Raw genomic sequence first — 11,914 nt, forward strand, 5'->3', positions numbered from 1 at the left:
CATTCGATCAACGCCCGTGTTTCCGGGGCGGTTCAACGAGGACAACGCTGCGGTATGGTCTGCCGCCGACCCCTGGTATGGCGGATCGAGGAGCGAGCGCGTGTTCAACCGGAACCGAGGCCTTCGAAGAGTGGCCGCTGTCGCGTCCATAGCCCTGGTGGCCGGCTGTGGAGTGTTCTCCAGCACCGGTACGGGTGACAGCGGGCCGATCGTCGTCGGGACCACCAGTGCCCCCAGCACCCTCGACCCCGCCGGTTCCTGGGACGGCTCCTGGGAACTGTTCCGGAACATCTACCAGACCCTGCTCGCCTACCCCGACGGCGCCACCACCCCGCAGCCCGACGCCGCCGAGAAGTGCGCCTTCACGGACTCCGGCAACCGCACCTACCGCTGCGAACTGCGCTCCGGCCTGAAGTTCGCCGACGGCGACCCGCTCGACGCCGAAGCCGTCAAGTACTCCATCGACCGGATCCGGACCATCAACGCGCCCAGCGGACCCGCCGGACTGCTCGGCAGCCTCGACCGGGTGCAGGCGCTCGGCGACCGCGAGGTGGTCTTCCACCTCGACAAGGCCGACGCCACCTTCCCGTTCGTGCTCGCCACCCCGGCCATGTCGATCGTCGACCCCGACGACTACCCCGCCAAGTCGCTGCGCAAGGACGACTCGGTGCACGGCTCCGGGCCGTACACCCTCAAGTCCTACGACGACGGCAAGCGGGCCGAACTCGTCCGCAACGACCGCTACCAGGGCTTCGCCGACCCGCAGAACGACGCGGTGACCATCCGCTACTTCCAGGACTCGGCCACCATGGTCAAGGCCCTGCGGTCCGGGGACATCGACGTCACCTACCGCGGCCTCGCCGCCGCCGACATCGTCGCCCTGGAGGCGCACACCGACACCGACCTGCAACTGGTCGACGGCACCGGCACCGACATCAGCTACCTGGTGTTCAACCCCAAGGACCCCTGGGCGAAGGTGCCCGCCGTGCGCAAGGCCGTCGCCCAGCTCGTCGACCGCGCCGCGATCGCCCACACCGTCTACAAGGACACCGTCGACCCGCTCTACTCCATGGTCCCGGCGGGCCTGACCGGCCACACCACCGGCTTCTTCGACGACTACGGCGACCCCAGCACCTCCAAGGCCCGCAAGATCCTCGCCGACGCCGGCATCACCCAGAGGATCCCGCTCACCTTCTGGTACACCACCGACCGCTACGGCTCCGAGACCGGCCGGATGTTCCAGGAGCTCAAGCAACAGCTGGACGGCTCCGGGCTGTTCACCATCACCCTCAGAAGCCGTCCCTGGAAGACCTACGTCGTCGGCTACCAGAAGGGCGAGTACCCGGTGTTCGGGCGCGGCTGGTTCCCGGACTTCCCCGACGCGGACAACTTCATCGCCCCGTTCGTCGGCGAGCAGAACGCCCTCGGGACGCCGTACCCGTCGCCCGTGATCACCGGCAGGCTGCTGCCCGAGTCGCGCACCGAGAGCGACCGCGGCGAGGTCGTCAAGGAGTTCGAGGAGGCCCAGCAGATCCTCGTGAACGACGCCCGGCTGATCCCGCTGTGGCAGGGGCGGCAGTACGTCGCGGCCAGCGACGACATCTCCGGCGGCGAGCAGGCGCTCGACCCGTCGACGATCATGATGATGTGGGAGCTGCACCGCAAGACCAGCTGGTGAACCGGCGCGCGAGGGCGATTGTCAGTGGCCGCCTGTAGGTTCTTGGGCATCGGCAGGAACTGCAAGTGACCGAACATCGTGAGGACGTTGACGTGACCGACATCGCCATGCTGCCCGAGTCCTGGCGCGGGGTTCTGGGCGACGAACTGCAGCAGCCCTACTTCAAGGAGCTGACCGAGTTCGTCGAGGAGGAGCGGGCGAAGGGCCCTGTCTACCCGCCGCGCGAGGAGGTCTTCGCCGCGCTGGAGGCGACGCCGTTCGACCAGGTCAAGGTGTTCGTCCTCGGTCAGGACCCGTACCACGGCGAGGGCCAGGGCCATGGCCTGTGCTTCTCGGTCCGCCCGGGGGTGAAGATCCCGCCGTCCCTGCGGAACATCTACAAGGAGATGAAGGAGGAGCTGGGCTGGGAGGAGACTCCGGACAACGGCTATCTGATGCCGTGGGCCCAGCAGAGCGTGCTGCTGCTCAACGCGGTGCTCACGGTCCGTGCCGGTGAGGCCAACTCGCACAAGGGCAAGGGCTGGGAGAAGTTCACGGACGCGGTGATCCGCGCGGTCGCCGAGCGGCCCGACCCTGCGGTCTTCGTCCTCTGGGGCGGTTACGCGCAGAAGAAGCTCCGCCTGATCGACGAGACCCGGCACGTGGTGGTCCAGGGCGCCCACCCGTCCCCGCTCTCGGTGAAGAAGTTCCTCGGCTCCCGCCCCTTCACCCAGATCAACGAGGCCGTCGCGGCGCAGGGCCACGAGCCGATCGACTGGCGCATCCCGAACCTGGGCTGAACACGCGTGGCCGGGGCCGGTGCGGGGGAACACGTCGGGTTCGGGGTGGGTCGGATGGCGCTGAGGGGCCCTGGTGGCGGTTAGCGTCGTCGGAGACAGCGGAGAGCTCGGAGGACGTGGTGGCGGAGCGACAGGAGCGCACGGCACCCGATGCCGTGCTCACACGGATCGGGCAGGTCGTGATGCTGCACCACGCCGGGGACCGTGAGGAGGCCCGCCGGCGCCTGCTCGACCTGTGGGCGGAGCTCGGCGAACACGGCGAGCCGTTGCACCGCTGCACCCTGGCCCACTATCTGGCCGACACCCAGGACGACCCGGCCGACGAACTCGCCTGGGATCTGAGGGCGTTGTCGGCGGCGGACGAGGCGGAGGGAGCCGAGGGGCTGCGCGGCTTCTACCCCTCGCTGCATCTGAACCTCGCCGCCGACTACGTCAAGCTCGGCCGCACCGGAGCCGCCCGCACCCACCTGCGCCGGGCCCGCGGCGCGGCCGCCGCCGCCCTCGGCGACGACGGGTACGGCGACGGGGTGCGGGCCGCGATCAGCCGCCTGGAGTTGCGGCTGGGGGACGACGACACGCCGGACGGCGACTCCTGGGGCCCACCACGGCAGCGGCCGAACTAGCGACGGTCCGGTCGGTCGCCGTTCACCGCACCATGGCCGGCGCCTCCTCAACGCCCGTACGTCTGCTCGCAGATCCGCGCCTCCGGGCTGTCCGTGTGCCAGCCGCCGTACTGCCTGCCGAGGGCGCACACGTCCGAGGCCTTCGGCACGGACCCGGAGAGACCGGGGATGTCGGTCCCCGCGCCACGGGTCCGCTGCGGGTGCGGGTGGGGATGCGGGGCGGCGACGCGCGGGCCGGGGGTCCGGTGGTGGGCCGGGGGAGGGGGCGCCGGGGCGTGGGCGGCCGTCGGCGTGGCCCGGTGGGCCGGGCGGGACGGGCCGACCATCTCCAGGGCCTCCTTGACCGGCGCCTGCACCACCCGGGGCTCGGCGGTGCCGTCCGGGCGGGGCACCGACGGCTGCGAGGGCGCCGTGCCGGGCAGCGCGCCGGGCGCCGCCGGACGCTGGACCGTCACGCAGCCCGCGAGGGCCGAGACGGTCACGGTGACCAGGAGCGCTGCGGTGGTGGTCGTTCGATGCACCCGCGCAACTCTGCTGGGTCTGCGCGGAGGTTGACACCGCCGACAGGAGTTTGGTGCCCCGCACGGGTGATCTCGTGCCCCGTACGAGGGACCGGCGGATGCGAGGTTGACGCCAGTCGCCGGTCACGCCGTCGATGCGCTCCCGGACCAGGTCCGCGTGACCGTTGTGCCGGGCGTACTCCTGGATCATGTGGGTGTGGATCCGGCGCAGGCTGATCCGAAGGCGGGTGAACGGCGTTCGGCCGTCATGCCCGGCATCCTCGCCCACCTCACCCCACCTCACCCCCCTCACCCCACCCGGTCCCACCACGGATTATCGGCCCGTATGCTTCCGGACAGGCACGTAGGCAACCGCGAGAGGAAGCGTCAGTGAAGGTCGGCTGCATCGGACTCGGCGACATCGCGCGGAAGGCGTATCTGCCGGTGCTGGGTGCCCAGCCGGGCCTCGAACTCCATCTCCAGACCCGCAACCCGGCCACCCTCACCGAGGTCGCCGACAGCCTGCGGCTGCCCGCCGACCGCCGGCACGCGACCCTCGACGACCTCCTCGCCCAGGATCTCGACGCCGCCTTCGTGCACGCGGCCACGGTCGCCCACCCCGAGATCGTCACCCGGCTCCTGGAGGCGGGCGTACCGACGTACGTCGACAAGCCCCTCGCCTACCGACTCGACGACTCCGTGCGCCTTGTGACGCTCGCCGAGGCGCGGAACGTGTCGCTGTTCGTCGGCTTCAACCGGCGCCACGCCCCCGGTTACGTCCAGTGCGCCGACCACCCGCGCGAGCTGATCCTGATGCAGAAGAACCGCGTCGGGCTGCCCGAGGAACCCCGCGTGATGATCCTCGACGACTTCATCCATGTCGTCGACACCCTCCGCTTCCTGGCCCCCGGCCCGGTCGACGACGTCACGGTCCGCGCCCGGGTCGCCGAGGGCCTGCTGCACCACGTGGTCCTGCAACTGTCCGGGGACGGCTTCACCGCGCTCGGCGTGATGAACCGGCTCAGCGGCTCGGCGGAGGAGATCCTGGAGGTCTCCGGTCAGGACACCAAGCGCCAGGTCCTCAACCTCGCCGAGGTCATCGACCACAAGGGGCAGCCGACGGTCCGGCGGCGCGGCGACTGGGTGCCGGTCGCCCGGCAGCGCGGCATCGAACAGGCCGTGCTCGGCTTCCTCGACGCCGTCCGCGCCGGCAAGGTGCTCAGCGCCCGGGACGCACTGGCGACTCACGAGCTGTGCGAGCAGGTGGTACGAGAGGTCCAGCGGTACCCCGGCGCAGCCTGACCGCCCGCAGCCGCAGGGCCTCGCTGACACAGAAGCCGGCCAGCACCAGCAGCGCGCCGTCCACCGTCCAGTCGCCGTAGCGCACGAACGGCGTGACACCGTGGGCGATCGGCACCTCGTAGACCCGCGCCGTGCCGGCGTCCGTGCCCAGCCACGGGCCCAGCCGCTCCCCGCCCGGGCCGTACACCGCGGAGACGCCGGTCAGCGTGGCGTGGACCATGGTGCGGCCGGTCTCGGCGGCCCGCAGGGCGGCCAGCGAGGCATGCTGTTCGGGGGCCCAGCTGTGCTGGAACGACGAGGTCGACGTCTGGCCTATCAGCACCTCGGCGCCGTCCTGGGCGAGATGCCGGCTCATGTCGGGAAACGCGGTCTCGAAACAGACCATGGGCCCGACCCGCAGCCCGTGGCCGACGTTCATCACCACCTGCTCGGTGCCACGGCGCCGGTCCTCGCCGGCCGCCTTGCCGACCGAGGTGGCCCAGCCGAGCAGCGAACGGGCCGGTATGTACTCGCCGAAGGGGACCAGCCGCATCTTGTCGTAGCGGTCCCCGGTCGGGCCGTCCGCGCCCACCAGGAGGGAACTCTTGTAGATGCCGGGCCGGTCGGAGCGCCGGGCGTCCACGTTGACCAGGATGTCCGCGCCGGTCTCCCGGGAGAGGGCGGCGATCCGCCGGGCGAGATCGGGCCGGTCACCGAGGTCGTACCCGACGCTGCTCTCACCCCAGACGATCAGGTCGGGGCGCTGCCCGGCCAGTTGCCGGGTCAGCTGCTCCTCGCGGGCGAAACGCCGGTCGCCGCTGTCGGTGCCGTCGACGATGCCGGGCTGCACGAGGGCGATACGGACGTGACCGTCGACGTCCGGGCGCGGTGACCAGACCCAGGCGGCGGAGGTCGCGGCGGCCGTGGCCACCAGCGAGGCCACCGCCGGCACCCGCGCCTCGCGCACGGAGACCAGCACGGTCAGCGCCACGTTGACGGCCACCACCAGGAAGCTCAGCAGCCACACCCCGCCCACGGAGGCCAGCCGCAGCGCGGGCGTCACCTGCCACTGAGTGGCGCCGAGCATGCCCCACGGACCGCCCAGCCCCTGCCAGGACCGCACCAGTTCCACCATCAGCCAGCCCGACGGCAGCACCAGCACCGCGACCGCGGCCCGCCCCGGTGACGGTGTCCCGCCCAGCAGCCGGCGGGTCACCAGGCCCCAGGGCGCCCAGAGCACGCTCAGCAGGCCGGCGATCAGGAAGATGAAGACGTGCAGGCTCGGCAGCAGCCAGTGGTGCACGGCGACCATGAACCCGAACCCGCCGCACCAACCGTCGTACGCCGCCCGCCGCCCGGTCGGTGCCGAGCGCGCCAGGAGCAGCCAGGGGATCAGGGCGACGTAGGCGAACCACCACAGCGACGGTGCGGGAAAGGCCAGTACGGGCAGCGCGCCCGTGAACGCCGCCACGCAGGAACGCCGCCAAGGGGAGGTGAGCCAGCGCTCGACGGTCCTCATGCGTCGCCTCCTGCCTGCGGGGCCTTCCAGTGTGCGGGACCGGCGGGGATCTCCGACAGGGGGCATGGGCGCGAGGTCAGTCCGGTACGACCGCCGCGCGCTGGTCGCTCATCCTGCGCCACTTCTCCTCGACGACCACCTGACGCAGCCGCCAGCCGTCCCGGGTGCGCAGGAAGGCGAAGGCGTAGCGGCCGCCGCACACGAAGTCCGGGGCGGTGGAGGCGCCGTCGCCGCCGGCGAACCGCATGGGGTTGATGTAGTCGGCCTGGAGGTGGGCGGTGTCCCCGGCGTCGTGCTCCAGGACCCCGAACCGCACCTGACGGTTGACGATCAGATGCTGCCGCATCGAGAACAGTGTGAGGTTCTCCGAGAGCCAGCCGGCCACCTGCCCGGCATCCCCCTCGATCCCGCCGGCCGACCGGTAGTCGGCCCGCCCGTCCGCGGTGAACAGTCCCCGGTACGCCGTCCAGTCCCCGTCGTCGACGGCCACCGCGTAGTCGGTGACTAGTCCGTCCACGGCCAGGCGGTCCATCACGGTCGCGAGCTCCACGCGCTGCGTCATCGGCTCAGTGTTGGGCACGGGGCGACCACAGCCAAGGGGTGCGCGCGATATGCGGGTGATATTCGGCGATGTTCGAACCGAACCGGTCCCGACCTCGGCCACCTGCACGACCAGTGGACCCGAAAGGAACGCGAGTTCGACGAAATCCCGGCCGTTCCTGCGGAGCACGGCGGACGACCTCGCATCGGACACCGTCGGCCCGTACGGATTCCCCGGGTGCGGTCGGCGGAGCCGGCCCCGCGGACCCGCTGTTGCGCGAGGAGTGGCCGCGCCCGGTGGCCGGCCGGGCTCCGGTGTGTCTTGAGCCGCCGTAAGATCATCGCTCGGTCGATCTCAGGAGGCTCGTATGGCACGTCCCGTCACGGTCGTCACTGGTGGGAGCCGCGGTATCGGCGCCGCGACCTGCCTGCGGCTCGCGGCCGATGGGCATGATCTCGTGATCGGATACGTCCGGGACGCGGGTGCCGCCGAGACGGTCGCGGAGGGGGTACGCAAGGGCGGGGCGCGCTGTGCCGTCGTAGCGGTGGACACGGCCGTGGAAGCCGATGTGGAGCGGCTGTTCGACACGGCGGAACGGGAAGTCGGCGCTGTCACCGGGCTGGTCAACAACGCTGCCGTGACCGGGCCGTTGGGGCGGCTCGCGGATACGGAGAGCGCCGACCTGCGGCGGGTCGTCGAGGTCAACCTGCTGGGCGCGCTGCTGTGTTCACGCCGGGCGGCCCGGCTGATGGCCGCGCGGGGGAACGGGGCGATCGTGAACGTGTCCTCGGCGGCGGCCACGCTCGGCAGTCCCGGCGAGTACGTCCACTACGCGGCGACGAAGGCGGCCGTCGACGCTCTGACGGTGGGCCTCGCCAAGGAGCTGGGACCGGACGGGGTGCGGGTCAACGCGGTCGCGCCCGGCGCCGTCGACACCGACATGCACGCGGCGATGGGCGACCCCGGCCGAGCCCGACGGATCGGCGCCGCCGTGCCGTTGGGGCGGGCTGGCCGGCCGGAGGAGATCGCCGCCGCCATCGCCTGGCTGCTGTCGCCGGAGGCCTCCTACACGACGGGCGCGGTGCTGCGGGTCTCCGGCGGACGCTGAACCCGGTCCCCGGTCAGGCCGCCTCGACGATCCGCCCGCGGATCGCCTCGGCCCACTCGACCACCAACAGCTCGTACTCCGCCCGTTCCTGTGCCGACAGGGTTCCGCCCGCACGCAGCCACAGCGCCCGGATGTGCTCGTTGACCTCGGCAGCAGACCGCGCGGAACCAGGGGTTCGGGAATCGGGGGACATACCGAACAGCGTAGGGGCAAGAACTGACCGTGCGCTACCAGGCGGCTACGCAGACCGTATGGGGTTGGTCACGGGCGATACGGCGGGCGGGGCGCCACGCCTCGGCATTTGCCGGGCGGGTGGTCGCGACACGGGCACGGCGATACGCCCCTGCCCTGGCCTTCGCCCTCACCAAAGCCGGTACGGCGCCCCCAAACCCCGGAAAAGCGGCGGGCGTTGGGGGTTGGCCGAGACAAGTCACCCACCCGCGCCCACACCACGCACGACCGCCCCGCGCGCACGCCCCAGGAACCGAGCCGGCGCGCTCGCACGGTAACCATCGCCCTCCCTACGCCCGCGCCTGAAGTCGTCTCCCGACGCTCACGCCATGGTCGTCGCCGACGCGAGCAGCCCCAGTTTCTCGGCGCTGTCGGTGTCCGGGGCCGGGTGGTAGATGACGAGGGTCTGGCCGGTCGTGCCGGTGACGGTCAGGCGTTCGCGGTTCAGGTGCAGGCGGCCGACCTGGGGATGGTCGATGTGTTTGGTCGCACCCTCGCAGGCGGCCACGTCGTGGCGGGCCCAGAGCCGGCTGAAGTCGGGGCTCGCGAGGGAGAGTTCGCCGACGAGGTCGATGACGCGGGGATCGTCCGCATCGGTCCCGACGGAGCCGCGGAAACCGGCGATCATGCCGGCGCCCGCGTTCTCCCAGTCCGGATGGAGAGCCTGTTCGGCGGGGTCGAGGAAGGTGTCCCGCAGCCGGTTGGCGCCGACCGTGAGACGCGGTGACAGCGCGGTCGCCAGGGCGTTCACGGCGAGCACGTCGAAGTAGCGGCCCTCGACGAGCGCGGGCAGCGGGAGGGCGGCGACCAGTTGGGCGATACCGGGCGGAACCGTCTCCCTGCGCCGACGGCGCCGGTGTGGGCGGGGCCTTCCGGCGCCCAGGCTCAGCAGATGGGCCGTCGCGGCCTCGTCGAGGCGCAGCACCCGGGCGAGGGACTCCAGGACCTGTACCGAGGGGTTGCGGTCGCGGCCCTGTTCCAGGCGCAGGTAGTAGTCGGCGCTGATCCCGGCCAGCATCGCCACCTCCTCCCGGCGCAGGCCCGGCACCCGCCGCGTCCCGAGCACGGGGATGCCGGCCTGCTCGGGCGTGACGAGCTCACGGCGGGCACGTACGTACGCGCCGAGCAGGTTCGGTTCGTCCGTCATCCCGCCACCGTAATGCGGACCGCGCGCCCCTGCCTGGTCCTGTCACCCCCAGGATCAGCGGGGCTCTGCCCCGGCCGGAGCGGGCGCGGAAGCGTGACCGGCGACCGTCACGGCCACAGTGAGGAGCGGGATCATGTCGACGTATGTACTGGTGCACGGAGCCTGGCACAGCGGAGAGTGCTGGGACCGGGTCGTTCCCGAACTGACGGCGGCCGGACACCGGGTGTTCGCGCCGTCGCTGACCGGACACGGCGGGAAAGCGCATCTGCTCGGCCCCGAGGTCGGCCTCGACACCCACGTCGACGACGTCGTCGGGCTGATCACGGACCAGGACCTGAGCGACGTCGTACTCGTGGGACACAGCTACGCGGGCCTGGTCGTCTCGTCCGTCGCCAACCGGGTCCCCGACCGTATCGGACACCTGGTGTACCTCGACGCGATGGTTCCGCAGGACGGTGAGAGCGCCGCCGACGTCCAGCCCGTGAGCCGGCTCCTGATCGACCGGGCCCTGGCCTCCGACAGCGGCTGGCGGGTCCCGCCGCTGCCCGAACTGCCGCCGCCGCACGGTCTGTTCGGCGTGACCGATGCCGCGGACGTGGCCTGGCTGCGCACGATGCTGACCGACGAGTCGGTGCGCTGCCTCCAGCAGCCGGTGCGGCTGGACAACCCGGCCGCGGGGACCGTCCCCCGGACCCACATCCACTGCGTGGCCGACGTACCGGAAGGCATCGTCCGCCGTCCGGTCCCCGCGACGGAGCAGGTGTGGCGACTGCCCACCGGCCACGACTGCATGATCACCATGCCGGCGGAACTCGCGGAACTCCTGCTCAAGCTCGGCTGATCCCGAGGGGGAAATGCGCTGTGCCGGGGGCGGTACGAGGCCGTAACCTCCCCGCATGACGGACCAGGACGAGCGCGCGGTACGGGCGGCCATCGACGGGGAGCTGCGGCTTCTCGATCCCGAGGTGCGCGCCTCCCCGGACCTCGTCCTGGAGCTTCTCGACCCGGAGTTCACCGAGATCGGGGCGTCCGGCCGCCGCTGGGACATCGTGTCGGTCCTCACGGTGACCAGCGGCGGATCGGTGTCCCCCGACTCGCCGGTCCGGGTGAGCGAGATGTCCGGGACCGTGCTCGCACCGGGCGTCGTCCATCTGACGTACTTCGCGGACAACCAGGGGCGCCGGGCCTGGCGCAGCTCCCTGTGGCGGCTGACGGAGACCGGCTGGCGGATGTACTTCCACCAGGGCACACTCGCCGCCTGACAAGGCACCCGCCGAACCGTCGGTCGGGAAGCGCCGGTTGAGAACCGCCGGTCGGGAAGCGCCGGACGCAGGCCGCCCGTCGAGACCCCCCGGACGTAGGCCGCCCGCCGAAAACCGCCCGCCGGGAACCGCCCGCCAAGAACCGCCCGCCAAGAACCGGCCGCCGAAAGCCGCCCGCCAAGAACCGCCCGCCGGGAACCGCCCGGCGTGCTAGCCCGCCGACTCCGCCGCGTGCGGGCTCAGCACGTCCGCCGAGACCAGGGCGATGATCACGACGCCGAGGGCGATGCGGTACCAGACGAACGGCATGAAGCTCTTGTTGGAGATCCACTTCATGAACCATGCGATCACCGCGTACCCGGAGGCGAACGCGATCACCGTCGCGAACAGCGTCGGACCCCAGGCCACATGGCCCTCGCTCACCGAGTCCTTGACCTCGAAGGCGCCGGAGGCCAGCACCGCCGGGATGGCGAGCAGGAAGGAGTAGCGGGCCGCCGCCTCGCGCCTGTAGCCCATGAACAGGCCGCCGCTGATGGTGGCGCCGGAGCGGGAGACGCCCGGGATCAGGGCGCAGGCCTGGCAGAGGCCGTAGATCAGGCCGTCCCTCACGCTCAGGTTCTCCAGCGTCTTGCGCTGCTTCGGCGCCCGGTGCCGGCCGCCCGTCTCGTCACGGGCGGCGAGCCGGTCGGCGACGCCGATGACGATGCCGACGACGATGAGCATGGTGGCCGTGATCCGCAGATCGCGGAACGGGCCCTCGATCTGGTCCTTGAGCGTCACACCCAGCAGCCCGATCGGGATCGAGCCGACGATCACCAGCCAGCCCATCCGGGCGTTGTGGTCCCGGCGCATCGCCTTGTCGGACAGCGACCGGAACCAGGCCGAGATGATCCGCCCGATGTCCTTGCGGAAGTAGATCAGCACCGCGGTCTCCGTGCCGATCTGGGTGATCGCGGTGAAGGCCGCGCCCGGGTCCTTCCAGCCGGAGAAGGCCGCGGTCAGCCGCAGATGCGCACTGGAGGAGACGGGCAGGAACTCGGTCAGCCCCTGGACGAGTCCGAGGATCAGCGATTCGAACCAAGACATGAAGGTACGGCGTCCAGGGGTGAGAGAGGGCCGGCGAGTGCGCGGGCGCGCGTGATCATGCGTGTGCAACGGCAGCGTAGCGGGCCTCGTCGACGACGCGGACACAGGGGTTCGGCGGGCGGACACGGGCGAGGGGGTGTTGACCGGCCTGGGCGGCGC

Annotated in this window: 13 protein-coding genes and 1 pseudogene; 7 read left to right on the plus strand and 7 right to left on the minus strand. The window is 71.6% G+C overall.

What is annotated here, in order from left to right:
• Window positions 1–100: 100 nt before the first annotated feature.
• The 3 genes from ACWDGI_RS27435 (at window position 101) to ACWDGI_RS27445 (ending at window position 3,080) form a co-directional block, all read left to right on the plus strand.
• Entirely contained in the window at window positions 101–1,678 is a 1,578-nt protein-coding gene (locus tag ACWDGI_RS27435; RefSeq protein WP_450763334.1) for an ABC transporter substrate-binding protein, read from the plus strand.
• 92 nt (window positions 1,679–1,770) lie between these two features.
• Window positions 1,771–2,457: a uracil-DNA glycosylase gene (gene ung, locus ACWDGI_RS27440; protein WP_450763761.1), complete on the plus strand. Its 687-nt coding sequence runs from the start codon at window positions 1,771–1,773 to the stop codon at window positions 2,455–2,457.
• Window positions 2,458–2,576: 119 nt separating this feature from the next.
• A complete protein-coding gene (locus tag ACWDGI_RS27445; RefSeq protein WP_450763336.1) occupies window positions 2,577–3,080 on the plus strand; it encodes a hypothetical protein in 504 nt (167 codons plus the stop codon).
• A 47-nt stretch (window positions 3,081–3,127) separates the two neighbouring features.
• Here ACWDGI_RS27445 and ACWDGI_RS27450 read toward each other — a convergent pair whose 3' ends face one another.
• Both ACWDGI_RS27450 and ACWDGI_RS27455 read right to left on the minus strand, forming a co-directional pair.
• Window positions 3,128–3,601 (minus strand): hypothetical protein, encoded by a 474-nt coding sequence (locus ACWDGI_RS27450; protein ID WP_450763338.1) that lies wholly within the window; start codon window positions 3,599–3,601, stop codon window positions 3,128–3,130.
• Between the two features lie 115 nt (window positions 3,602–3,716).
• Window positions 3,717–3,821 (minus strand): annotated as a pseudogene (locus ACWDGI_RS27455) (mycothiol transferase); the annotation flags it as partial.
• A gap of 149 nt (window positions 3,822–3,970) precedes the next feature.
• Between ACWDGI_RS27455 and ACWDGI_RS27460 the strand changes: the two are divergent.
• On the plus strand, window positions 3,971–4,882 hold the full coding sequence (locus tag ACWDGI_RS27460) for a Gfo/Idh/MocA family protein (protein WP_450763340.1): 912 nt from the start codon (window positions 3,971–3,973) through the stop codon (window positions 4,880–4,882).
• Here the strand turns inward: ACWDGI_RS27460 and lnt are convergent.
• Window positions 4,800–6,380, minus strand: coding sequence for an apolipoprotein N-acyltransferase (gene lnt, locus ACWDGI_RS27465; RefSeq protein WP_450763342.1), 1,581 nt, complete (start codon window positions 6,378–6,380; stop codon window positions 4,800–4,802). The genes ACWDGI_RS27460 and lnt overlap by 83 nt on opposite strands.
• Window positions 6,381–6,456: 76 nt before the next feature.
• Window positions 6,457–6,942 carry a nuclear transport factor 2 family protein gene (locus ACWDGI_RS27470; RefSeq protein ID WP_450763344.1) on the minus strand — a complete coding sequence of 162 codons (486 nt, stop codon included), beginning with the start codon at window positions 6,940–6,942 and terminating at the stop codon, window positions 6,457–6,459.
• A gap of 346 nt (window positions 6,943–7,288) precedes the next feature.
• On the opposite strand from ACWDGI_RS27470, the gene ACWDGI_RS27475 reads away from it, so the two are divergent.
• Complete coding sequence (locus tag ACWDGI_RS27475; protein WP_450763346.1) at window positions 7,289–8,029, plus strand: SDR family oxidoreductase; 741 nt, start codon at window positions 7,289–7,291, stop codon at window positions 8,027–8,029.
• A 13-nt stretch (window positions 8,030–8,042) separates the two neighbouring features.
• Here the strand turns inward: ACWDGI_RS27475 and ACWDGI_RS27480 are convergent, their stop codons facing one another.
• Window positions 8,043–8,222, minus strand: a complete 180-nt coding sequence (locus ACWDGI_RS27480) for a hypothetical protein (protein ID WP_450763348.1) — start codon at window positions 8,220–8,222, stop codon at window positions 8,043–8,045.
• Window positions 8,223–8,582: 360 nt separating this feature from the next.
• Entirely contained in the window at window positions 8,583–9,407 is an 825-nt protein-coding gene (locus ACWDGI_RS27485; protein ID WP_450763350.1) for a helix-turn-helix domain-containing protein, read from the minus strand.
• Between the two features lie 133 nt (window positions 9,408–9,540).
• Between ACWDGI_RS27485 and ACWDGI_RS27490 the strand changes: the two genes are divergently transcribed.
• Entirely contained in the window at window positions 9,541–10,248 is a 708-nt protein-coding gene (locus ACWDGI_RS27490; protein WP_450763352.1) for an alpha/beta fold hydrolase, read from the plus strand.
• Window positions 10,249–10,303: 55 nt separating this feature from the next.
• Complete coding sequence (locus ACWDGI_RS27495) at window positions 10,304–10,669, plus strand: nuclear transport factor 2 family protein (protein WP_450763354.1); 366 nt, start codon at window positions 10,304–10,306, stop codon at window positions 10,667–10,669.
• 210 nt (window positions 10,670–10,879) lie between these two features.
• Here the strand turns inward: ACWDGI_RS27495 and ACWDGI_RS27500 are convergent, their stop codons facing one another.
• The gene (locus ACWDGI_RS27500) at window positions 10,880–11,755 is read right to left on the minus strand and encodes an undecaprenyl-diphosphate phosphatase (RefSeq protein ID WP_450763356.1); all 876 of its coding nucleotides are present in this window, start codon (window positions 11,753–11,755) and stop codon (window positions 10,880–10,882) included.
• Window positions 11,756–11,914: the final 159 nt, after the last annotated feature.

It is taken from the genome of Streptomyces sp. NPDC001220 (assembly GCF_053597895.1).

What these genes read in the sequence shown, in the direction of transcription:
- ACWDGI_RS27500 (WP_450763356.1), bottom strand. Translation starts at nt 11,755, where the DNA reads ATGTCTTGGTTCGAATCGCTGATCCTCGGACTCGTCCAGGGGCTGACC.
- ACWDGI_RS27475 (WP_450763346.1), top strand. Translation starts at nt 7,289, where the DNA reads ATGGCACGTCCCGTCACGGTCGTCACTGGTGGGAGCCGCGGTATCGGC.
- ACWDGI_RS27480 (WP_450763348.1), bottom strand. Translation starts at nt 8,222, where the DNA reads ATGTCCCCCGATTCCCGAACCCCTGGTTCCGCGCGGTCTGCTGCCGAG.
- ACWDGI_RS27485 (WP_450763350.1), bottom strand. Translation starts at nt 9,407, where the DNA reads ATGACGGACGAACCGAACCTGCTCGGCGCGTACGTACGTGCCCGCCGT.
- ACWDGI_RS27495 (WP_450763354.1), top strand. Translation starts at nt 10,304, where the DNA reads ATGACGGACCAGGACGAGCGCGCGGTACGGGCGGCCATCGACGGGGAG.
- ACWDGI_RS27470 (WP_450763344.1), bottom strand. Translation starts at nt 6,942, where the DNA reads ATGACGCAGCGCGTGGAGCTCGCGACCGTGATGGACCGCCTGGCCGTG.
- ACWDGI_RS27490 (WP_450763352.1), top strand. Translation starts at nt 9,541, where the DNA reads ATGTCGACGTATGTACTGGTGCACGGAGCCTGGCACAGCGGAGAGTGC.
- lnt (WP_450763342.1), bottom strand. Translation starts at nt 6,380, where the DNA reads ATGAGGACCGTCGAGCGCTGGCTCACCTCCCCTTGGCGGCGTTCCTGC.